We start from the raw sequence: 19,614 nt of genomic DNA on the forward strand, positions 1-19,614 counted from the left end.
ACGGTCGATGTGTTTGGCAATCATGGCTTGTGCGGTTTGCTGGAAGAAGGTGCTCATGGAAAATCCCCTAAATGTCTTAGTAGGAATTTAGGGGATTTTGGGGAATTTTGCAAAGGTCTCGGCCTTTTATTATTTGTCTTGTATAGTGGCAATATTTTGTTTTAAACCATCTTTTGCTACAATCATTCTTATTATTATATTAATCATTAAATGTTTTCAGACGGCCTGAGGAGAAACAATGAAAGTAGCGATTGTCGATTATGGAATGGGAAACCTGCACTCAGTATTGAAATCTGTTCAGGCGGCGCAGGCCTTGTCCAATCAAAATGCCGAAATTTATCTGACTTCGCGGCCCGAAGAGGTGATGGCGGCGGATAAGGTTATCTTTCCGGGGCAGGGCGCCATGCCGGATTGTATGTCGGCGTTGAAGGCAAGCGGTTTGGGCGAGGCGGTTTCAGACGGCCTGAAAAACAAGCCGTTTTTTGGAATTTGCGTAGGTGCGCAATTATTGTTTGAACACAGCGAAGAAGGCGATACAGATGGTTTGGGCTGGTTTGAAGGGCAAGTAAAACGGTTTTTGCCCAATCAAACCGATGCACAAGGAGGCCGTCTGAAAGTGCCGCATATGGGGTGGAATACAGTGCGCCAAACCCGTCCGCACCCTTTATTTCAAGACATTGGGCAGAACGAGTATTTTTATTTTGTCCATAGCTATTATTTTGCACCGAAAAATGAAGAGATTGTTTTAGGCGTCAGCGAATATCCGAATGAATTTGCTTGCATTGTCGGTAAGGACAATGTGTTTGCCACACAGTTCCACACGGAGAAAAGCCATCAGGCAGGATTGCTGCTGCTGCGTAATTTTTTAAATTGGCAGATTTGAGGTTTTTAACATAAATCTGCTAAAAATCGCTAATTTGTGTAAAATATACTGAAATTGAATAGAGGAGAAAAAATGCTGTTGATACCTGCCATCGATTTGAAAGAAGGACGCTGTGTTCGTTTAAAACAAGGCTTGATGGAGCAGGCGACGGTGTTTTCCGACTCGCCGGCAGAGATGGCGTTGCATTGGCGCAATCAAGGCGCACGCCGTTTGCATTTGGTTGATTTGAACGGTGCATTCGCAGGCGTTCCTCAAAATTTTCCGGCGATTAAAGAAATTTTGGCCGCCGTAGCCAAAGATATTCCGGTACAGCTTGGCGGCGGTATCCGTGATTTGGGCACCATTGAAAAATATTTGGATTTGGGTCTGACCGATGTGATTATCGGTACGGCCGCGGTGAAAAATCCTGAATTTGTGCGCGAAGCATGTAAGGCATTTCCGGGTCAGATTATCGTCGGCTTGGATGCCAAAGACGGTATGGTGGCGATAGACGGTTGGGCAACGGTAACGGAGCATCATGTCGTCGATTTGGCCAAGCGTTTTGAAGACGATGGCGTCAACAGTATTATTTATACCGATATCGGTCGTGACGGCATGATGAGCGGCGTGAATATCGAGGCTACCGTCAAATTGGCTCAATCCGTGAATATCCCGATTATCGCTTCCGGCGGCTTGACGAATTTGGACGATATCCACGCATTGTGTGCCGTTGAAAAAGAGGGTGTGAGCGGTGCGATTACCGGCCGCGCAATTTATGAAGGAAGTATTGATTTCGCACAGGTACAAAAACTGGCCGATTCTTTGGCTTGACCTAAGTGCGTTTAATTATGCAGATTAGGGCTTTGCAGGGTGTAACAGCGCAGGAGTTGGCGTATTTCAAAATCGGCATTTTGCAAAGTCCTTAGACTTAAAATCTGTCTGAAATAATTATAAAAAACAACTCACTCAATATCTTATTTTATTAAGGGATTGGTATGCTTGAAGCGTTTGTTTTGGGTTTTTGGATTATCTGGTCATCCGATCGTGAAGTGTATCCGCTAAGCGAAAGTTTGTGGTTTACACTGATTGCAGTGATACTGCGGCAGCTGACGGCGTTTGATTTGCCGATTATCGATACCTATTGGATGATTTTCAATGGGATAGTGTGGGCATTTGCTGGTTTGATTTTTTCCATCGTCGGCCGTATCGACAGCAATTTCATCATCTCCTGCGTTTTGGCAATGATAGCGGGGATTGGTTATTTTCAGCTGTTGCAACATTTGCCGGATTGGTTGAGCAAATTTTTGGCCTGACGGTTTCAGACGGCCTGATAACGGATAAGAGGTATTGAGGATGGCATTGGCAAAACGAATTATTCCTTGTCTGGATGTAAAAGACGGTCGAGTGGTAAAAGGCGTCAACTTTTTGGGTTTGCACGATGCAGGCAATCCGGTTGACGTTGCCAAACGCTACAACGATGAAGGCGCGGATGAGTTGACCTTTTTGGATATCACCGCCTCCAGCGATAATCGCGACACTATTTTGCACGTTATTGAGGCAGTCGCTTCACAAGTTTTTATTCCATTGACGGTCGGCGGCGGTGTGCGTACGGTTGCCGATATCCGTCGTCTGCTTAATGCCGGTGCCGATAAGGCCAGCATCAATACGGCCGCTGTAACCAATCCTGATTTGGTAAACGAAGCGGCCGGTTTTTTTGGTTCGCAAGCGATTGTTGTAGCCGTCGATGCTAAAGCGGTCAACCCTGAAAACACCCGTTGGGAAATCTTTACCCACGGCGGACGTAATTCGACCGGTTTGGACGCGGTGGAATGGGCTGTCGAAATGCAGCGGCGCGGTGCAGGCGAGATTTTGCTGACCAGTATGGACCGGGACGGTACCAAGCAAGGTTTCAACCTGCCTCTGACACGCGCGGTCAGCGAAGCGGTCGATATTCCGGTCATTGCTTCCGGCGGCGTCGGTTCAGTCCAACACTTGGTGGACGGTATTAAAGAAGGGAAGGCCGATGCGGTATTGGCCGCCAGTATTTTCCACTTTGGCGAAGCGAGCATCCGCGAAGCAAAACTGGCCATGCGTGAAGCAGGAATTGAAGTGCGTTTGTGATTACTATCCAAAGGCCGTCTGAAAATATGGGAAAAAAATGCGAATGTCGAACATAAACGAAACGCTGCTGAATGCCGTAAAATTTGATGAAAAAGGTTTGGTTTGCGCGATTGCCCAAGATTGGCAGACACACCGTGTGCTGATGGTTGCCTGGATGAACGCCGAAGCCCTGCAAAAAACCGTAGAAACCGGGTTTGCCCACTATTATAGCCGTTCCCGCCAAAAACAATGGATGAAAGGCGAAGAGTCAGGGCATACACAAAAAGTACATGAATTGCGTCTGGATTGCGATGGCGACGCGGTGGTTATGCTGATTGAACAAAACGGCGGCATTGCCTGTCATACTGGGCGCGAAAGCTGTTTTTACAAAGTTTGGCAAGACGGAGCATGGCAGACAGTCGATGCCGTGTTGAAGGATGAAGAAGTGATTTACGGACATAAACATCCTTAAGGCCGTCTGAAAGAAAATAAGAGAAACCGACCATGACCGATACTATCCTTACCCAAATTCAAAACGTCATCGATTCGCGCAAAGGCGGCGATCCCGATGCTTCTTATGTCGCCCAACTGCTGCACAAAGGCGAAGACAAGATTCTGAAAAAAGTCATCGAGGAAGCGGGCGAAACCATGATGGCCTCTAAAGATGGCGGTGGCGAACATTTGGTTTACGAAGTGGCGGATTTGTGGTTTCATACCATGGTTTTATTGGCGCATCACGGATTGCGTGCCGAAGATGTGGTCAACGAGCTTGCGCGCCGTCAAGGTTTGTCGGGATTAGTGGAAAAAGCTTCTCGCAAAGAATCTTGAATTTATATTACAATCCCGTATTTGACCTGTTTCAGAATCCGTCTCTTGGGATAAAATGCTTTCCCTTTTTTGGTCGAAACCCGTTCCTTCCTTTTTCAGACGGCCATTGGAGTCATTATGGATAATTGTATTTTCTGCAAAATCGCAACCAAAGATATTCCGGCACAAACTGTTTACGAAGACGACGAGATGCTTTGTTTCAAAGACATCCGTCCTGCCGCGCCGGTGCATCTGCTGCTGATTCCGAAAGTGCACTTCGATTCACTGGCACATGCAAACGCCGAACATCAAACCCTGTTAGGCAAAATGATGTTGAAAGTTCCTCAAATTGCCCATGAGGCAGGTTTGACTGACGGTTTTAAAACCCTGATCAACACAGGTAAAGGCGGTGGACAGGAAGTCTTCCACCTGCATATCCATATCATGGGTACGCCCGCATAGTTATTATCTCTTTTTAAATTAAACAAATTCAAGGATTTATCATGGGTAGCTTCTCTCTTTGGCACTGGATTATCGTACTGATTATCGTCGTTTTGGTATTCGGTACCAAAAAATTGCGCAACGTCGGCAAAGATCTCGGCGGTGCAGTGCATGACTTCAAACAAGGCCTGAACGAAGGTACAGACGGCAAAGATGCCAAAAAAGACGAAGTCATCGAACACAAAAAAGACGAAGACAAAGCATAATCCATGTTTGATTTCGGTTTGGGCGAATTGCTGCTGGTCGGCGTTGTCGCCCTAATAGTGCTTGGCCCCGAACGTCTGCCGCAAGCCGCGCGCACGGCCGGGCGTTTGGTCGGCAAATTGCAAGGATTCGTCAATAACGTCAAGCAGGAGCTCAACACTCAGGCTGAGTTGGACGAATTGCGCAAGGTGAAGCAGGAATTTGAAACCGCCGCATCTGAGTTTCGCGACGGTATCAAAGACTTGGGCAACGATGCTCAAAAAAATCTGAGCGATATTTCAGACAGCCTCAAGCCGTGGGAACGCCTGCCTGAACAAAAAACGCCTGCCGATTTTGGTGTAGATGAGTTTGGCAATCCTTTGCCTGATCTGGCTTCAAGCAGCACTGAAAATGAAAGTGCAATCCAAGCTTCTGAGCAGGGTGGGGCAGTGCAAACCCAAGAGCTTGTCGAGGCTGAAAATGCCGAGTCCGAGCAAGACCGTGCTTGGCGTGAGTATTTGACGGCTTCGGTTTCCCCAGCTCCTGCGGTTGAAGTCAGCTATATCGAATCTCCTGTTGCCGATGTTCCTCCGCTGCATACGACTTCTTTGCGTAAGCAGGCGATGAGCCGCAAACGCGATATGCGCCCGAAATTCCACGCCAAGCCCAAACTGCGCGTCCGTAAGTAAAAAGTGAGTCAACCGGTGTCCGAACCTCAACACGAACAACCCGTCCAACCGCTTATCGAGCATCTTCTCGAGCTGCGCCGCCGCATGATGTGGATCGTCATCGGTATCGTCGTCTGCTTTTTGGGCATGATGCCGTTTGCCCAGCAGCTCTATACTTTTGTTGCCGAACCATTGATGGCCAATCTGCCTAAAGATACCAGCATGATTGCGACCGATGTGATCGCGCCGTTTTTTGTGCCGGTGAAGGTTACCTTGATGGCGGCGTTTCTGCTGTCGTTGCCGCACACGCTGTATCAAGTTTGGGCGTTTGTTGCTCCTGCCTTATACCAAAACGAAAAACGTTTAATTACGCCACTGGTGTTATCCAGCGTGACGCTTTTCTTCGTTGGGATGGCGTTTGCCTATTTTTTGGTGTTTCCCGTTATTTTCAAATTCTTGGCCGGTGTAACCCCTGTCGGCGTCAATATGGCAACCGACATCGACAAATACTTGTCCTTTATTTTGGGTATGTTTGTCGCATTCGGTACGACGTTTGAAGTTCCCGTCGTTGTGGTGTTGCTTGCCAAAATGGGCATTGTTTCGACTGCACAGCTTAAGAATGCGCGTCCGTATGTGATTGTCGGTGCGTTTGTCGTGGCCGCAATCATCACGCCGCCTGACGTAATTTCTCAAACCCTGCTTGCTGTCCCACTGATTCTGCTCTATGAAGCAGGCATTTGGTTCAGCCGCTTTATCAAAGCGAAAACGCAGCAGGAAGATGAAGATACACCGCAACCACCGGCAGAAGTTTAAGAATCAAGGCCGTCTGAAGAATTTTTCAGACGGCTTTTGTATCATGGCACTTCAGTTTTTAAGAAAAAGTATGATGAATGTTCGGGGAATCGTACAAAAACGTTACAGCACTAAATTCTTTTGATGTGACTAAAAATTTCGACCGAGGATTTTGCCGAAATCGAAGCAGTAATGCGTAACGGTCCCTTATGCGTCAATGGGCTGGTATTCTGAAGATGATTTTAATACCAAACTGCTGGAATTCCGTTTGGAAAATGAGGTAATTTTTACCAAGGCATAAGCCGAAAATACTTGATTTTAGGTAATTGAAAAAATATTCGTTTCTATTTTATTAAAAAGCATGATGTCAGGCTGTCTGAAAATTAACTACGTTTCAGACGGCCTTTTTATTGTCCTTATTTTTTCTTTGCTATCCTTAGTTATTAAGCATCTGGCAAAAGGGTTTTGAAAAAGAGAAGTTTATATTTTGACTAAATCCAGTCGTATGATTCTGTGTAAAAATGTGTTATCGTATCCATATATGTTAAGAAACATTAATAAGTTTGTATTTTTCTTACAGAGAAAGGCTTCAAAATGGATGGATGGACTCAAACGCTGAGTGCCGGTACCTTGCTCGGTATCGCTGCGGCAGCGATTTTGCTGATCTTGATTTTGATTGTAAAACTGCGCGTTCATGCCTTGCTGACGTTGGTATTGGTCAGCCTGCTGACTGCCATCGTAACAGGTCTGCCTATGGGCAGCATTGTTAATGATGTATTGGTCAAAAACTTCGGCGGTACGCTCGGCAGCGTGGCGTTGCTGGTCGGTTTGGGTGCAATGCTCGGCCGTTTGGTGGAAACTTCCGGCGGTGCTCAGTCTTTGGCAGATGCGCTGATTCGGATTTTTGGTGAGAATCGTGCGCCATTTGCCTTAGGCGTGGCTTCTTTGATTTTTGGTTTCCCGATTTTCTTTGATGCCGGCTTGGTGGTGATGTTGCCGATTGTGTTTGCAACGGCACGCCGTATGAAGCAGACCGTTCTACCATACGCGCTGGCGTCTATTGGCGCATTTTCGGTCATGCACGTCTTCCTGCCGCCTCATCCTGGCCCGATTGCTGCTTCTGAGTTCTATGGCGCAAATATTGGTCAACTGCTGATTTTAGGTTTGCCTGTTGCCTTGATTACTTGGTATTTCAGCGGCTATTTATTGGGTAAAGTTTTGGGTCGCAGCATTCATGTACCTGTTCCTGATCTGATCAGTGGTGGTACGCAAGATAATGACCAACCGAAAGCGCCTGCAAAAGCATCTACCGTTGTCGGTATTATGCTGATTCCTATGCTGTTGATTTTCTTAAATACCGGTTTGTCCACTTTAATTAGTGAGAAAGTTGTCAGTGCAGATGAAGGCTGGGTGCAATTTGGTCGCATGATCGGTTCGACACCGATTGCTTTGCTGATTTCCGTTTTGGTAGCCCTGTATGTATTGGGTGGCAAACGTGGCGAAAAAGCCAGCGCTTTGGAGAAAACCATTGATGGCGCATTGGGTCCGGTTTGCTCGGTCATTTTGATTACCGGTGCGGGCGGTATGTTCGGTGGAGTGTTGCGTGCTTCCGGTATCGGTAAGGCTTTGGCAGACAGCATGGCGGACTTGGGTATTCCTGTTTTGCTGGGTTGTTTCTTGGTGGCTTTGGCTCTGCGTATTGCGCAAGGTTCTGCGACCGTTGCATTGACTACCGCTGCCGCGTTGATGGCACCGGCCGTTGCAGCGGCAGGTTTCAGTGATTGGCAGATTACTTGCGTGGTATTGGCTACGGCGGCAGGTTCTGTCGGTTGCAGCCACTTTAACGATTCAGGCTTCTGGCTTGTCGGTCGTCTGTTGGATATGGATGTGCCGACGACCTTGAAGACATGGACGGTCAACCAAACACTTATCGCACTCATCGGTTTTGCTTTATCGTCAGTGTTGTTTGTTTTGGTTTAATCGGAAGAACGGGCGGATAGTGTTTTTGAGATAACACAATCCGCCCGTTTTTAAATACCGTTAAAATCCAGATAAACAAGGAGTAGAAAAATGACGACACATTTTGTCATGATGGGCGTGTGCGGTTGCGGTAAAACCACTGCCGCGCTGTCTTTGCAAAAACATCTCAACCAATGTCCGTATGCTGAAGGCGACGATTTTCATACCCAAGCCAACCGCGATAAAATGGGTGCAGGTATTCCGTTGACGGATGAAGACCGTTACCCATGGCTGGGCAATTTGCGTGACTGGATGACGGAGCAGGCAAAAAATGGGGAAAAATATTCCATCGTTACTTGCTCCGCACTCAAACGCCAATACCGCGATATTCTGCGTGGTGCAGAAGGGAAGGTGGCTTTTATCCATCTGACCCCGCCTCAAGCAATCAATCTTGAGCGTATGCTGTCGCGTCAGGGGCATTATATGAAAGCCGGAATGCTGGATTCTCAGCTGGAGATTTTGGAAGAGCTGGGTACTGATGAGTACGGTGTCAAAATCGACAATCCGGGTTCGCCTGAGGCCGTTGAGGCAGATATTGTGAACTGGGTGAAAGCGCAAGGCTTGATTTAGTAATGATCAGAAATGGAAAGGCCGTCTGAAATATTTCAGACGGCCTTTTTCGATGGGATTTAGAATGTTTTTTGTGAATCGAGCAGTAAGGTAACCGGCCCGTCATTGCAAAGGGAGACCTGCATATGGGTTTGGAATCTGCCGGTTTCGACTGTTAAGCCATGTTCGCGTAGAAGTTGTGCGGTGTATTGATAAAGTTTATCCGCTTGTTCTGCGGGTGCGGCATTGGAGAAAGATGGGCGGCGGCCGCTGCGCGCATCGGCGTAAAGGGTAAACTGGGAAACCAGTAATATCGAGCCGCCGACATCTTTGAGCGATAAATTTAATTTGCCGTTTTCGTCTTCAAAGATGCGTAGGTTGGCGGTTTTATCCGCAATGTATTTGGCGTCCGCTTCTGTATCGGAGTGGGTAACGCCGAGCAATATCATAAATCCGTTGTTGATTTCGCCGCAGGTTTCGCAGAAGTTTTCGGACAAAACGTCAACTTTAGCTTGGGTAACTTTTTGGATAACAGCGCGCATAATATTTTGTGAATACAAGGAGTTGTAAAAAAGGGCGTAAGACACGCCCTCTGGGTTCAAATATGGTTTCAGACGGCCTGAAACTATTGAATTAATTTACGGATTAATGCCGTTTTCTTTCAAGATACGTTCGATCTGATTCTCGACTTTTTGTCGTTTAACGGCTTGGGCAATCTGATTGCGTACCAGTTCGAAGGGTTCGGCATTGGGATCGCGTTCTACTGCACTGAGTTTAAACAGATAAAAACGGCTTTCCATCTGAATCGGCTCATGCGTTACATCGCCTCGGTTCATGTCGGCAAAAGCGGTAGCCAGTTGAGGAGAGAGCTGTTGTGGAGAGATGAAGCCGTCGAACTCTTGTTCGGGGTTGGGATAGCGTTTCATCAGTTCTTCAAATGACAAGCCTTTGAGCAGCAGTTCTTGCGCGGCGCGTACTTCGTCGGCTGAAGCAAAGCTGACTTGTTGCAGCTTGATAATGCGTGTTTGATGGTCGTAGAAACGGCGCAACTCGGCATCGTCAACCGCGGTTTGACGTTCTAGATAAGCAGCGTATTGGTTGGCATAAAACTCAGCTTCAACGTTTTTCAGCTGATTCTGCACTTCTGCATCTTTGTCCAAACCAGCCTTGATGGCTTCATTTTTCAAAATTTCCAAAGTCTGCAAACGTGTAACCACATCTTTGCGGATTGCCTGGCCATCGGGTTTGGCAGTCTGGTTGGGATGTTGATCGGCCTGTCTCAATACTTCGGCGACCATGCTGTCGATACGGGCGGGATCGATTTCAGGCGCTTTGGCGGTTGCTAAGCTCACGGTTGACAAGGCGAGGATAGCCAAAACGGCAGTTTTGGGCTTGATGTTCATGTGAGTTCCTTATTGCCCGCCGCTATCACGGCGGGCACCTTATATTATTTGTTGACTTTGATGCTGGCTTTTTTCAGTAATGATTGAATGGCCGCATCAACACGGGCTGCCTGTAAGTCGCTGCCAATCTCGTTTTTAGCGGCTTCGTAAGAAGGTACGGTAACGTTACGGCGGTCATTGACGTAGAAAACGGCGTACAGATTACCGTTTTGCAGTGGAGTTTTAGTGTACGCACCTTTTTTCAGGTCTTTGACTGCAGCGTAAAGCGGAGGCGCTGATTCTTGCAAATCTTTAAGCGGAACATAAGCTTTAGGGATGCCGCCGGCTTTTTTGGCCGCTTCGTCAATTGAGTATTGGTTCAATACCGAAACAAAGCTTTTTTTCGCATCCAAATCGGCAATGGCTTTTTGGGCATTGCTGTTGCTGTCGGTTAAGATTTCGCCCAGTTGGACTTCCTGAGTACCTTTATAGAAGTTGCTGAAATCGTTGTAAGCGGCTTTGACATCTTTTTCTTGAACAGGATTTTGACGGACGATATGTGCTGCAAAAGCTTGGCCCAATAAATCTTTTTCGAAAACTGCCCATTCGGTTTTGAATGTGGCTTTTTTATCTGCGCCTTGTTTGGCGGCATCAGCACGCGCTTGTTCCAATGCTGTTTTGAATTCAGCGCTTTGATCCAGTTTTAATTTTTTGGCTTCTTGGGTAACAACAGTGCTGATAACTTGGCGTTCAGTCAGCATTTGACGCAATTCAGGAGTGTCTTGAACGTTCGGGTTGCTGGCGAGTATGGAAGCAACTTGGTCATCGATAACGCTGCTGTCGATGGCTTGACCGTTGACGGTAACCAAAGTTTGGGCAAACAGGGTGCCGGAAGTCAGAGCAAGCATCAAGGCTGAAGCAAAGTAGGTTTTTTTCATTGTATTTCTCTTTTAAATTAATGATTGGAAATAAATTAATGATTAGAAATCAAAGTTTAAGTAGTAATCTTAATGGAAGTATTCGTTCGGCGTGGCCGCTTTGATACTGAGTGCATGAATCAGGCCGTCTGAAAACAAGTCTTGTAAAAGCTGCTTAATCATACGTTGCCGCTGAAGGCGGCCAATGTTTTCAAATGAGTTGCTGACCACCACTATAGCGTAATGCCCACCGCCTTTATTGCCGGAATGGCCGGCGTGCAGATGGCTTTCATCTTCAAAATCGAAGAACTCAGGCTCAAGTGCCTGCAGGAGTTCCTCGATAATTTGACGCATATTGCTCATTTGAACACGGCTTTAAAGGGTTTAATCAATACTTCTGCGTATACGCCGGCATCGACGTAAGGGTCTTGTTCAGCCCATTCTTGTGCAGCGTCCAAAGATTCAAATTGAGCCACTATCAGGCTGCCGGAAACGCGTTCCGGATTATCTGGTAGAGGATTGGGGCCGGCAATCAGCAGACGGCCTTGCGCTTTCAATTCTTCTAAGCGTGCTAAATGGGCAGGGCGTGCTGCCATGCGTGCTTCGTGGACATCTTCGGCATCAGTAGCCAAAAGCATGAAATATTCCATTATTGATCCTCCTTAGGCTGAAAACGCATCAGATACATACCCTGTGCGATGGAAAAAATGATTGTGAAACCCAATGTGCCGAACAGTTTGTAATTGACCCATTGGTCTGGAAAATATGTAAAGACAAAGAGGTTGGCCGCACCCATAAAAATCAGGAAGCCAATCCATGCATAAGTCAGGTGCGTCCATACAAAATCAGGGAGCTGCATTTCTTTGCCCATGACGGCTTTAAGCCCGTTTTTACCGGCAAGGTGGCTGAACAGCATGACGATGGCACCGATCCAAAACAGAACGGTCGGTTTCCACATGATAAAGCGGTTGTCTTTCAGCAGAATCGTTGCGCCGCCAAAAAAGACAATCAAAATCAGGCTGACCCATTGCATGGTATCCAGTTTACGGTGTTTCCAAAAGGTCAGCGCAGCTTGGGCAATGCCGACTATAACCGCAACAGCTGTTGCGGCAATCATGTCTTTGGTGATGATGTATGTGATGAAAAATAAGAATACGGCAAATAAGTCGCTCAAAATCTTCATATATTAATGATGAAACTAATTGAGTAAATGCTAATCATACAGGGAGATGTGTTTTTTTGCACCTTTCCCCTTAACTTCAATACCACATATATTTATATAAAATATTTGTTTTGGGTTGGCGAAATTTGTAAAAAAGAAACACAAGCATGCAAAAGTAATAGATTTGCTAAGGAATTTTAGGCTGAATAGCCTCTATTGCTTGGCAGGGATGGGTTAAAAATATATCATGACGTAATATCTAGTAAATATATGGTTAAATGCGCGCACATTGGTTAGTACCATAATTTTCGAATAGGGGATCCGTTTTGAAAAAACATCACAATATTAAATTAATTACAGCTTCTATCGCTTTAATGACATCGCTCAGTGCCTCTGCGGGTTTGGGGGGCTTGAATGTTCAATCTCATTTGGGTGAGCCTTTTACAGGCAGTATCACTGTGACTGGTGAGGAAGCTCAGGCTCTGCTCAATGGCGGTAAGGCCACTATTTCAAATGGCAATTTGCGCGCGGCGGTACGCAAATCAGGCGATAAGGCAGTCGTTACTATCCGCTCTTCTCAAGCCATCAAAGATCCTGTTTTGGTTTTCCAAGTAGGTGTCGGCGCGCAATCGCGTGAATACACCGCCATTATCGATCCGGCCGGATATGATTCTAAAGATGCTGCATCTGTTCGTACCCGTCCGGCTACTGAATCTCAATCCTCCGAGCCAACACGCAATGCCCAACAGCCTGTAACTAAAAACAATAAAGCAGCAGGTAATCAGGCAGCTCAAGCGCGTAAGGATGTGCAGCGTAAGGCTGAGAAAAAACAAGTTCAGACGGCTCCTACTAAAAATGATACGGCCTCACGTTCAGGCAGACAGCATTTGGTGCGTACGGGTGAAACCCTGATTGCCATCGCGTCCAGTATCCGTCCGCAGGGTATGACCTTGGATCAAACCATCCAGGCTTTGGTAAATGCCAATCCGGATGTGTTTATCGATAACAATGCCAACCGTATGTTGGCAGGTAAAGTACTGAATATTCCAAACCGTAGCGAATTGCAACGCTTGGCTGCTTCTGCTCCTGTTAAAACCAATACAGCGACAGAGAAAGGCAATGAAACCGTCAATGCAACAGAAGCTAAAACAGAAAAACCTGTTGTTCAGCCTGAGGCTCAAACTGAAGCCCAGGTTAAAGATGCTGGCGTAAATACACAGCAACAGGAAGAAGTAAAACAAGCTTCAGCGGAACAAACAGAACAAACAGCATCTGCAGCGGTTAATGAAAATGCCGCATCGACTGTTCCTGCGTCCGATGTTCAAGACGTTATGGCTTCTGATGTTCAAGAGAATGTAGTGGCTTCTGAGCCTGTTGCAACCACTGATTCTGTCGCGGAGCAAACAGAAAGCGAATCAGACGGCAATTTATGGAAATGGTTGTTGGCAGGTGGTGCAGCCCTTATTGCTGCTTGGTTGTTGTTGAAAGCTGCCGGTAAACGCAAAGATGAGCCGGAAGAAGCACCTGTAAGCCGTAAGGATGAAGAGAAGGCTGTACAGAAAAATGTTGCTGCTTCAGCTGCTGCGGTTGCTGCAACTAAAGTAATGCCGTCAGAAAAAACTCAAGACGGTCTGTTTATCGAAGATGATTTCGAAGATGATGTGGTTATCAATGAAGTAGAAGAATCTTCCACTATTAATGATGTCAAACTTGATTTGGGTAAGATTGACAATAGTCAGACAGGTATTCTTTCAGGTGCAGTAACGCATGATGCAGAGACAGAGCAACGTCGCTATGCTGATTGGGATAGTATCGAATCAACAGAAAGCGTGTACGAGCCTGAACCGGAAAATCCATATCAGCCGGTATCCGTTGTTATGCCTGAACGTAAAGAAGAGCAGGCAAATACATTTGCTGAGTTTGATTTTGCGACAGAGACAAAAGTCTTCGAGTCGCGAAATGAAGAGCCACTCGAGTTTACGGTAGATACCCCTGAAGATTCAGACGGCCATGTGCTGCCATTCGATATCAAGCAAGATCAAGACTTGCAAATTCAAGAAACCAAAGAAGAAGTAGAGAAAGAAGAAGCTGCTTCTGAGTTTGTGATTGAAGAAGGTGCATTGGAATGGGGAGCTGAAGATGTTTCAGTGGCTGCCGATAAAAGCAATAGTGACAGAGGCTTTGTTTCAGAATCAGTCGGAATAACTGCACCGTTTGAAGCTAAATATGATTTGGCTAAGATGTATATCGAAATCGGTGATCCTGAAGCGGCTCGAGAAACATTGCAAGGGCTGATTGAAGAGGCTGAAGGCGATATTCTGCATAAAGCTCAAAAACTGATGAAAGAACTTGGCGCATAAGTGCCAGTAAAATGAAGATGCCGTTTCAGACGGCATCTTTTTTATGGTAAATTAAAAAGCAAGATTTTGGCTGAGTCTATTATCAGTTGGGTAAGATTTCAGCTTGATGTGATGGTTGAAGATGAAGGCCGTCTGAAATACATAATGGATGGAGGCGTGTGTTGATCACGCCTTTTTAATATTTGTTACTTACGCGTAGGCAATAATATCAATTTACAAGAAGTATAAGAAATGACTGAACAAGCAAATACAACAGGGCATCTCGTGCAGCGTTGGGCTTTGATCCTCTCTTATGATGGAAGCCGTTTTTATGGTTGGCAAAAACAGGCCGGAGATTTGCCGACTGTTCAGACGGCCTTAGAGCAGGCCTTGTCTTCAATAGCAGGGGAGCAAATTAATACTATTGTTGCGGGAAGGACGGATACGGGTGTGCATGCAACTGCCCAGGTAGTGCATTTTGATACATCAGTAAGTCGTCCGGAGCAAGCATGGGTGCGTGGTGTCAATGCACATTTGCCTGATGGTGTTGCTGTGTTGGTTGCGCAAAAAGTTGTACCTCATTTCCATGCCCGATTTGATGCTTATGGCCGCCATTATCGCTATTTATTGGAATCCTCACCGGTTCGTTCCCCATTATTGGTTGGCAGAGTAGGGTGGACGCATTTGAAATTAGATTTAAATCTGATGAGGCAGGCTGCTGCCTTGTTGGAGGGTGAACATGACTTTTCCAGCTTTCGGGCGGCTGAATGTCAGGCGAAGTCCCCTATAAAGACACTATATAGTACAAAGATTAGTGGAACTTCTCGCTATCTGTGCCTTGATTTGCATGGAAATGCATTCTTGCATCATATGGTACGCAATATTATGGGGGCATTGGTGTACGTAGGTAGTGGCAGAATCAGTGTAGATGAGTTTGAGTCGGTCTTTCATGCAAAAAGCAGATTGAAGGCTCCGCCAACTTTTATGTCTGATGGTCTGTATTTAACAGGTGTTGATTATCCTGATGAGTTTGGGGTAACTCAGCTATCTTTGCCCGAGTGGATGAGCGTTCTAGGTAATGATTTTCAGACGGCCTAACTGTGGATTGTTGGTATAAAAGCAACAAAATAGCGTAATTGATGTGTAAACTGATAAAGTGTTGTAAAAATGCAAATCTTGATTTTGAAGAAATTTATCATTGATTTTAAATAATAAATTTCCATTTTTTGGGTTGTCTCTACCTTTATTTAGTTTCTGCGGTGGTGGGGGGGAATTGAATAAAGTTTGTTTTTTTAGAAAGGAACAATTATAGTGACAGTCATGGAATCGCTGATTCCAGCGATAAAGTAAGCCTAAGCGGATTGTCCGGTCTGCTTAAGTTATTTCTTCACAATAGAAAAGGAATACAGCAATGAAAAAATCTCTGATTGCTCTGACTTTGGCAGCTCTGCCTGTTGCAGCTATGGCTGATGTGACTCTGTACGGTCAAATCAAAGCTGGCGTAGATATTTCTAAAGTAAAAGAGGGTAAGACTTCTTCTAAAACTGCTACTGAGATTGCTGACTACGGCTCTCGCATCGGTTTCAAAGGCCATGAACACTTGGGTAGCAACCTGAATGCTATCTGGCAAGTTGAACAAAAAACTTCTATCGCCGGTGGTGACTCTGGTTTCGCTAACCGTGAATCTTTCTTGGGCTTGGAAGGTGGTTTCGGTAAAGTTCGTGCCGGTAACTTGGATAATGCCCTGAGCAACAGCAGCGACAGCTTCGACCCTTGGGAATCTAGTAAAGCTAATGCAGATGCTATGCAATTGGCTAAAATCAAACGTGTAGATTCTCGTAAAGTATCTGTACGTTACGACACTCCTGTGTTTGGTGGTTTCAGCGCAAGCGTACAATACCAACCTCGCGACAATGCTAACCCTGGCGACAAATACAATCACACTGTGAAAAGCCGTGAATCTTACGACTTGGGTCTGAACTACGAAAACTCTGGCTTCTTCGGTCGCTACGCTGGTTCTTATGCTAAACGTGCTGACTTGACTTCTGATTACTTGAAAGTATTCAACCGCAACACTACTTTGGCTGCTGGTACTTACAAAGATCACCAAGCTCACCGTCTGACTGCTGGTTACGATGCCAACAACCTGATGGTTGCTGTTGTAGGTCAATATGAAGGCTTCAAAGCTGACGTAGCTAGTGCTAAGAAAAACGAACGTACTGAAGTTGGTGCAACTGCTGCTTACCGCTTCGGCAACGTAACTCCTCGTGTTTCTTACGCTCACGGCTTCAAAGCTAAAGAAGAAGGCGTGAAACGAGAGAACAGCGCTTACAACCAAGTTATCGTTGGTGCTGACTACGACTTCTCTAAACGCACTTCTGCCCTGTTGTCTGCCGGCTGGTTGAAAGAAGGCAAAGGCGATACTAAATACGAGAAAACTGCTGGTACTGTTGGCCTGCGTCACAAATTCTAATCTGACTTAAGATTAGTCTAAAAAGGAGCCTGTTTTATACAGGCTCTTTTTGTTTTTGTAGGGAATGTATTTTGTTATTGCAGGGGCAGGTTAAAGTATTTTCGATATTTTCAGACGGCTTATGAAAATCTAAGTCAGATTATATTCTATTAAATATATGCTAAATAAAATATTGGAAATTGTTTTGAGTATTATTATAAATAAGTTAACAATATAAAGATGGTCATTGATTAAGTTGATTTTCCTATATTTCATGTCGACTAATAAAAGATTTATTTTTATAGTTCTAAAGTATTATTAGCATGTGGAATTTGGTTTTAAGATTTGTAAATTTGATTTTAATCAAATTATTGCTGATAGATGATTCATATAATATAAGTGTTTAGAGTATCGATATATCGGGAATAGCCATGTCCTGTCTTGAAATGAAGTGCTTAAGTGGCATTTGGAAACGAATCCTTGTGCTTTTTGCTGTGTTTTCTATGATGATAGTAAGCCTGCCTGCTTACGCGGAGCGCTTGCCTGATTTTTTGGCAAAAATTCAGCCTTCTGAAATTTTTCCTGGTGCTGATCGCTACGGCAAACCGGAAGGTAAGCCTTTGGTTGCTCGTGTATATAAAGGCGAAGAGCAACTTGGCTTGGTTTATATCACGACTGATGTGGTTAATACGCGCGGTTATTCGAGTAAGCCGATCGATACGATGATTGCATTGGCCAATGATGGCACTATTGCGGGAGCAAAATTGGTTGAACATCATGAACCAATTATGCTGATTGGTATTCCGCAATCCCGTGTTGATAAATTCATTGATAAATATATTGGCTTAAATTTTATTAAAAATCCTCCGCAGCCTGGCGTGGCTCCTGGTGATATCATCAGTGGTGCGACTGTAACGTTAATGGTGATTAACGACAGTATTCAGCGTTCTGTCAAATCGGTTATTCATCAATATCATTTGGGTACGGATAAAGCGACTCAAGCCGGTGCTGCTGCCGCTTCTGGTGAACAAGCTGCAAATGAGCCTGCGGTTCAAACCCGTCCTCGTCGTGCTGTGAATTCTGATAAACAAGATATTCAGTCTTGGAATGCACTGTTAGAACAAAAAGCTGTTGGTCATCTGCATATTTCTGTTGACGATATCAACAAACTGTTTGAAAAAGGCGGTAAAGCAGGTGTTACAGACCATGCAGAGCAGGGCGATGGTAACGATACATTCGTTGATTTATATGTTGCTTTGGTCAGCCAACCTTCTATCGGTAAAAGCCTTTTGGGTGAAGCCGGTTGGAATAATCTGCAAAAACGTTTGCAACCAGGTCAACAGGCGATTATGGTTGCCGGTGAAGGCCGATACTCTTGGAAGGGCTCAGGCTATGTGCGTGGCGGTATCTTCGACCGTATCGAAATGATTCAGGGCGATACAAGCTTCCGTTTTACCGATGCACAACATGAGCGTGTAGTTGCTTTGGCAGCGGAAGGTGCACCTGCATTTAAAGAGGTCTCTTGGTTTACCATCCCGGAAGGTGTGGAATTTAATGCTGCTGAGCCATGGCGTTTACAACTGATGATTCAACGTGTGTTGAGCGTTAACGATAAAGCTTTCGTGAATGCAGATTTGGATTACGAATTGCCAAAAGGCTACTATGTCGATGATCCAAAAGCGCCACCTGTTGAAATCAGCGCGCCGGTTGAGCAAGTTGCGGCCGCAGCTTCAGTTCCTGAAAGTACGGGTATTGCCGAAGATGCGACTGCCGGTGATGATGGTGTTTCCAACCAACTTTGGAAACAGGTTTGGAAAGCCAAGCAAGGTCAAATTATTGTTGTCGGTATTGCTTTGACAATTCTTCTGTTGGTATTCCTGTTCCAAGACTGGATTGTACGTTACGAAAAATGGTATGACCGTTTCCGCCTCTGCTTCCTGACATTTACCTTGGTTTATATTGGTTGGTATGCGCAAGCGCAATTATCGGTTGTCAATACGCTGACCTTGTTCTCCGCGGTTTTGACTGAGTTTCACTGGGAATTCTTCCTGATGGATCCGCTGGTGTTCATCCTGTGGCTCTTTACAGCGGCGACCATGCTGTTATGGAACAGGGGTACGTTCTGCGGCTGGCTGTGTCCTTTCGGTTCATTGCAGGAATTGACCAATCGCGTTGCCAAAAAACTGGGTGTAAAACAAATTACTGTTCCACATCTGTTGCATACGCGCCTGACAGCCATTAAATACGTCATTTTCTTCGGTTTGTTGGCTATTTCCCTGTACGATTTGGGCACTGCTGAAAAATTTGCAGAAGTTGAACCTTTCAAAACTGCGATTATTCTGAAGTTTATGCGCGAATGGTGGTTTGTTTTGTTTGCTGCAGCTTTGCTGATTGCCGGTTTGTTTATCGAACGTTTCTTCTGCCGTTATCTGTGTCCTTTGGGTGCGGGTATCGCATTGCCGGGTCGCTTCCGTGTGTTTGACTGGCTGCGCCGCTACAAAATGTGTGGCAACCCTTGTCAGATTTGTACACATGAATGTCCGGTTCAGGCGATTGCACCAGAAGGCGATATTCATCCGAACGAATGTATCCAATGTCTGCATTGCCAGGTAATGTATCACCACGATACGCGTTGTCCTCAGGTAGTGGCAACGAATAAGAAAAAACAAAAACAAGCGGCGGCAAAATCTGAGCAGCATGATGCGGCAGCAACGCAAAATGCTCAAGAACAAGTTGTTCAGTTTGTTAAAAAAGAATCAGCAATTAGTGTTGATAAGTAGTTATTTATAAAACAAAAGAGGGCTGTATTGGCAGCCCGACTTAGAAATTTTTTCATCGGCAGGCCGTCTGAAAAAAATCGGCCGCCGGATTTTATCCAAGG

Annotated in this window: 22 protein-coding genes; 16 read left to right on the plus strand and 6 right to left on the minus strand. The window is 45.5% G+C overall.

Annotated features, from left to right (window positions below):
* Positions 1–238: 238 nt before the first annotated feature.
* The 12 genes from hisH (at position 239) to ACTHTU_RS10290 (ending at position 8,502) form a co-directional block, all read left to right on the plus strand.
* Positions 239–883 (plus strand): imidazole glycerol phosphate synthase subunit HisH, encoded by a 645-nt coding sequence (gene hisH, locus ACTHTU_RS10235; protein ID WP_440362479.1) that lies wholly within the window; start codon positions 239–241, stop codon positions 881–883.
* Between the two features lie 72 nt (positions 884–955).
* The gene (hisA, locus tag ACTHTU_RS10240) at positions 956–1,693 is read left to right on the plus strand and encodes a 1-(5-phosphoribosyl)-5-[(5-phosphoribosylamino)methylideneamino]imidazole-4-carboxamide isomerase (protein WP_440362480.1); all 738 of its coding nucleotides are present in this window, start codon (positions 956–958) and stop codon (positions 1,691–1,693) included.
* 164 nt (positions 1,694–1,857) lie between these two features.
* Entirely contained in the window at positions 1,858–2,175 is a 318-nt protein-coding gene (locus ACTHTU_RS10245; RefSeq protein WP_049331168.1) for a hypothetical protein, read from the plus strand.
* 40 nt (positions 2,176–2,215) lie between these two features.
* Positions 2,216–2,983, plus strand: a complete 768-nt coding sequence (gene hisF, locus ACTHTU_RS10250) for an imidazole glycerol phosphate synthase subunit HisF (RefSeq protein WP_440362481.1) — start codon at positions 2,216–2,218, stop codon at positions 2,981–2,983.
* A 43-nt stretch (positions 2,984–3,026) separates the two neighbouring features.
* A complete protein-coding gene (gene hisI, locus ACTHTU_RS10255) occupies positions 3,027–3,434 on the plus strand; it encodes a phosphoribosyl-AMP cyclohydrolase (protein ID WP_440362482.1) in 408 nt (135 codons plus the stop codon).
* Between the two features lie 32 nt (positions 3,435–3,466).
* Entirely contained in the window at positions 3,467–3,790 is a 324-nt protein-coding gene (locus ACTHTU_RS10260; RefSeq protein ID WP_440362483.1) for a phosphoribosyl-ATP diphosphatase, read from the plus strand.
* A 117-nt stretch (positions 3,791–3,907) separates the two neighbouring features.
* Complete coding sequence (locus tag ACTHTU_RS10265) at positions 3,908–4,231, plus strand: histidine triad nucleotide-binding protein (protein WP_315037839.1); 324 nt, start codon at positions 3,908–3,910, stop codon at positions 4,229–4,231.
* Between the two features lie 41 nt (positions 4,232–4,272).
* Complete coding sequence (gene tatA / locus ACTHTU_RS10270) at positions 4,273–4,476, plus strand: Sec-independent protein translocase subunit TatA (protein ID WP_003679438.1); 204 nt, start codon at positions 4,273–4,275, stop codon at positions 4,474–4,476.
* A gap of 3 nt (positions 4,477–4,479) precedes the next feature.
* Complete coding sequence (gene tatB, locus ACTHTU_RS10275) at positions 4,480–5,142, plus strand: Sec-independent protein translocase protein TatB (protein ID WP_440362484.1); 663 nt, start codon at positions 4,480–4,482, stop codon at positions 5,140–5,142.
* 15 nt (positions 5,143–5,157) lie between these two features.
* Entirely contained in the window at positions 5,158–5,934 is a 777-nt protein-coding gene (tatC, locus tag ACTHTU_RS10280; RefSeq protein WP_440362485.1) for a twin-arginine translocase subunit TatC, read from the plus strand.
* Positions 5,935–6,507: 573 nt separating this feature from the next.
* Positions 6,508–7,893, plus strand: coding sequence for a GntP family permease (locus tag ACTHTU_RS10285; RefSeq protein WP_440362486.1), 1,386 nt, complete (start codon positions 6,508–6,510; stop codon positions 7,891–7,893).
* Between the two features lie 90 nt (positions 7,894–7,983).
* Complete coding sequence (locus ACTHTU_RS10290) at positions 7,984–8,502, plus strand: gluconokinase, GntK/IdnK-type (RefSeq protein ID WP_440362487.1); 519 nt, start codon at positions 7,984–7,986, stop codon at positions 8,500–8,502.
* Between the two features lie 59 nt (positions 8,503–8,561).
* Here the strand turns inward: ACTHTU_RS10290 and dtd are convergent, their stop codons facing one another.
* The 6 genes from dtd to ACTHTU_RS10320 form a co-directional block, all read right to left on the minus strand.
* Positions 8,562–9,023 (minus strand): D-aminoacyl-tRNA deacylase, encoded by a 462-nt coding sequence (dtd, locus tag ACTHTU_RS10295; RefSeq protein WP_440362488.1) that lies wholly within the window; start codon positions 9,021–9,023, stop codon positions 8,562–8,564.
* A 96-nt stretch (positions 9,024–9,119) separates the two neighbouring features.
* The gene (locus ACTHTU_RS10300; RefSeq protein ID WP_107868323.1) at positions 9,120–9,884 is read right to left on the minus strand and encodes a peptidyl-prolyl cis-trans isomerase; all 765 of its coding nucleotides are present in this window, start codon (positions 9,882–9,884) and stop codon (positions 9,120–9,122) included.
* Between the two features lie 44 nt (positions 9,885–9,928).
* Entirely contained in the window at positions 9,929–10,801 is an 873-nt protein-coding gene (locus ACTHTU_RS10305; RefSeq protein ID WP_285071142.1) for a peptidylprolyl isomerase, read from the minus strand.
* Between the two features lie 69 nt (positions 10,802–10,870).
* Positions 10,871–11,143, minus strand: a complete 273-nt coding sequence (locus ACTHTU_RS10310; protein WP_285071143.1) for a BolA family protein — start codon at positions 11,141–11,143, stop codon at positions 10,871–10,873.
* Positions 11,140–11,430: a YciI family protein gene (locus tag ACTHTU_RS10315; RefSeq protein WP_440362489.1), complete on the minus strand. Its 291-nt coding sequence runs from the start codon at positions 11,428–11,430 to the stop codon at positions 11,140–11,142. The genes ACTHTU_RS10310 and ACTHTU_RS10315 overlap by 4 nt, the downstream gene beginning before the upstream one ends.
* Positions 11,430–11,963: a septation protein A gene (locus tag ACTHTU_RS10320; protein ID WP_070460216.1), complete on the minus strand. Its 534-nt coding sequence runs from the start codon at positions 11,961–11,963 to the stop codon at positions 11,430–11,432. Before ACTHTU_RS10320 ends, ACTHTU_RS10315 begins: the two co-directional genes overlap by 1 nt.
* Positions 11,964–12,316: 353 nt before the next feature.
* Between ACTHTU_RS10320 and ACTHTU_RS10325 the strand changes: the two genes are divergently transcribed.
* From ACTHTU_RS10325 to ACTHTU_RS10340, 4 genes are all read left to right on the plus strand, one after another.
* Positions 12,317–14,302 carry a FimV/HubP family polar landmark protein gene (locus ACTHTU_RS10325; protein WP_440362509.1) on the plus strand — a complete coding sequence of 662 codons (1,986 nt, stop codon included), beginning with the start codon at positions 12,317–12,319 and terminating at the stop codon, positions 14,300–14,302.
* Positions 14,303–14,533: 231 nt separating this feature from the next.
* Positions 14,534–15,379, plus strand: a complete 846-nt coding sequence (gene truA / locus ACTHTU_RS10330; protein WP_440362490.1) for a tRNA pseudouridine(38-40) synthase TruA — start codon at positions 14,534–14,536, stop codon at positions 15,377–15,379.
* A 313-nt stretch (positions 15,380–15,692) separates the two neighbouring features.
* Positions 15,693–16,754 carry a trimeric porin PorB gene (porB, locus tag ACTHTU_RS10335; protein ID WP_440362491.1) on the plus strand — a complete coding sequence of 354 codons (1,062 nt, stop codon included), beginning with the start codon at positions 15,693–15,695 and terminating at the stop codon, positions 16,752–16,754.
* Positions 16,755–17,236: 482 nt separating this feature from the next.
* Positions 17,237–19,513 carry a 4Fe-4S binding protein gene (locus ACTHTU_RS10340; RefSeq protein WP_440362492.1) on the plus strand — a complete coding sequence of 759 codons (2,277 nt, stop codon included), beginning with the start codon at positions 17,237–17,239 and terminating at the stop codon, positions 19,511–19,513.
* Positions 19,514–19,614: the final 101 nt, after the last annotated feature.

It is taken from the genome of Neisseria sp. P0020.S005 (assembly GCF_051957055.1).
Lineage (GTDB): Bacteria > Pseudomonadota > Gammaproteobacteria > Burkholderiales > Neisseriaceae > Neisseria > Neisseria subflava_A.

Excerpts from the sequence above, each read along its gene's own strand:
- hisF (WP_440362481.1), top strand. The coding sequence starts at position 2,216 with ATGGCATTGGCAAAACGAATTATTCCTTGTCTGGATGTAAAAGACGGT.
- ACTHTU_RS10325 (WP_440362509.1), top strand. The coding sequence starts at position 12,317 with ATGACATCGCTCAGTGCCTCTGCGGGTTTGGGGGGCTTGAATGTTCAA.
- ACTHTU_RS10305 (WP_285071142.1), bottom strand. The coding sequence starts at position 10,801 with ATGAAAAAAACCTACTTTGCTTCAGCCTTGATGCTTGCTCTGACTTCC.
- hisA (WP_440362480.1), top strand. The coding sequence starts at position 956 with ATGCTGTTGATACCTGCCATCGATTTGAAAGAAGGACGCTGTGTTCGT.
- porB (WP_440362491.1), top strand. The coding sequence starts at position 15,693 with ATGAAAAAATCTCTGATTGCTCTGACTTTGGCAGCTCTGCCTGTTGCA.
- ACTHTU_RS10310 (WP_285071143.1), bottom strand. The coding sequence starts at position 11,143 with ATGAGCAATATGCGTCAAATTATCGAGGAACTCCTGCAGGCACTTGAG.
- ACTHTU_RS10300 (WP_107868323.1), bottom strand. The coding sequence starts at position 9,884 with ATGAACATCAAGCCCAAAACTGCCGTTTTGGCTATCCTCGCCTTGTCA.
- hisH (WP_440362479.1), top strand. The coding sequence starts at position 239 with ATGAAAGTAGCGATTGTCGATTATGGAATGGGAAACCTGCACTCAGTA.
- ACTHTU_RS10315 (WP_440362489.1), bottom strand. The coding sequence starts at position 11,430 with ATGGAATATTTCATGCTTTTGGCTACTGATGCCGAAGATGTCCACGAA.
- hisI (WP_440362482.1), top strand. The coding sequence starts at position 3,027 with ATGTCGAACATAAACGAAACGCTGCTGAATGCCGTAAAATTTGATGAA.
- dtd (WP_440362488.1), bottom strand. The coding sequence starts at position 9,023 with ATGCGCGCTGTTATCCAAAAAGTTACCCAAGCTAAAGTTGACGTTTTG.
- ACTHTU_RS10290 (WP_440362487.1), top strand. The coding sequence starts at position 7,984 with ATGACGACACATTTTGTCATGATGGGCGTGTGCGGTTGCGGTAAAACC.
- ACTHTU_RS10265 (WP_315037839.1), top strand. The coding sequence starts at position 3,908 with ATGGATAATTGTATTTTCTGCAAAATCGCAACCAAAGATATTCCGGCA.
- ACTHTU_RS10285 (WP_440362486.1), top strand. The coding sequence starts at position 6,508 with ATGGATGGATGGACTCAAACGCTGAGTGCCGGTACCTTGCTCGGTATC.
- ACTHTU_RS10340 (WP_440362492.1), top strand. The coding sequence starts at position 17,237 with ATGATGATAGTAAGCCTGCCTGCTTACGCGGAGCGCTTGCCTGATTTT.
- ACTHTU_RS10245 (WP_049331168.1), top strand. The coding sequence starts at position 1,858 with ATGCTTGAAGCGTTTGTTTTGGGTTTTTGGATTATCTGGTCATCCGAT.
- tatA (WP_003679438.1), top strand. The coding sequence starts at position 4,273 with ATGGGTAGCTTCTCTCTTTGGCACTGGATTATCGTACTGATTATCGTC.
- tatB (WP_440362484.1), top strand. The coding sequence starts at position 4,480 with ATGTTTGATTTCGGTTTGGGCGAATTGCTGCTGGTCGGCGTTGTCGCC.
- ACTHTU_RS10260 (WP_440362483.1), top strand. The coding sequence starts at position 3,467 with ATGACCGATACTATCCTTACCCAAATTCAAAACGTCATCGATTCGCGC.
- ACTHTU_RS10320 (WP_070460216.1), bottom strand. The coding sequence starts at position 11,963 with ATGAAGATTTTGAGCGACTTATTTGCCGTATTCTTATTTTTCATCACA.
- truA (WP_440362490.1), top strand. The coding sequence starts at position 14,534 with ATGACTGAACAAGCAAATACAACAGGGCATCTCGTGCAGCGTTGGGCT.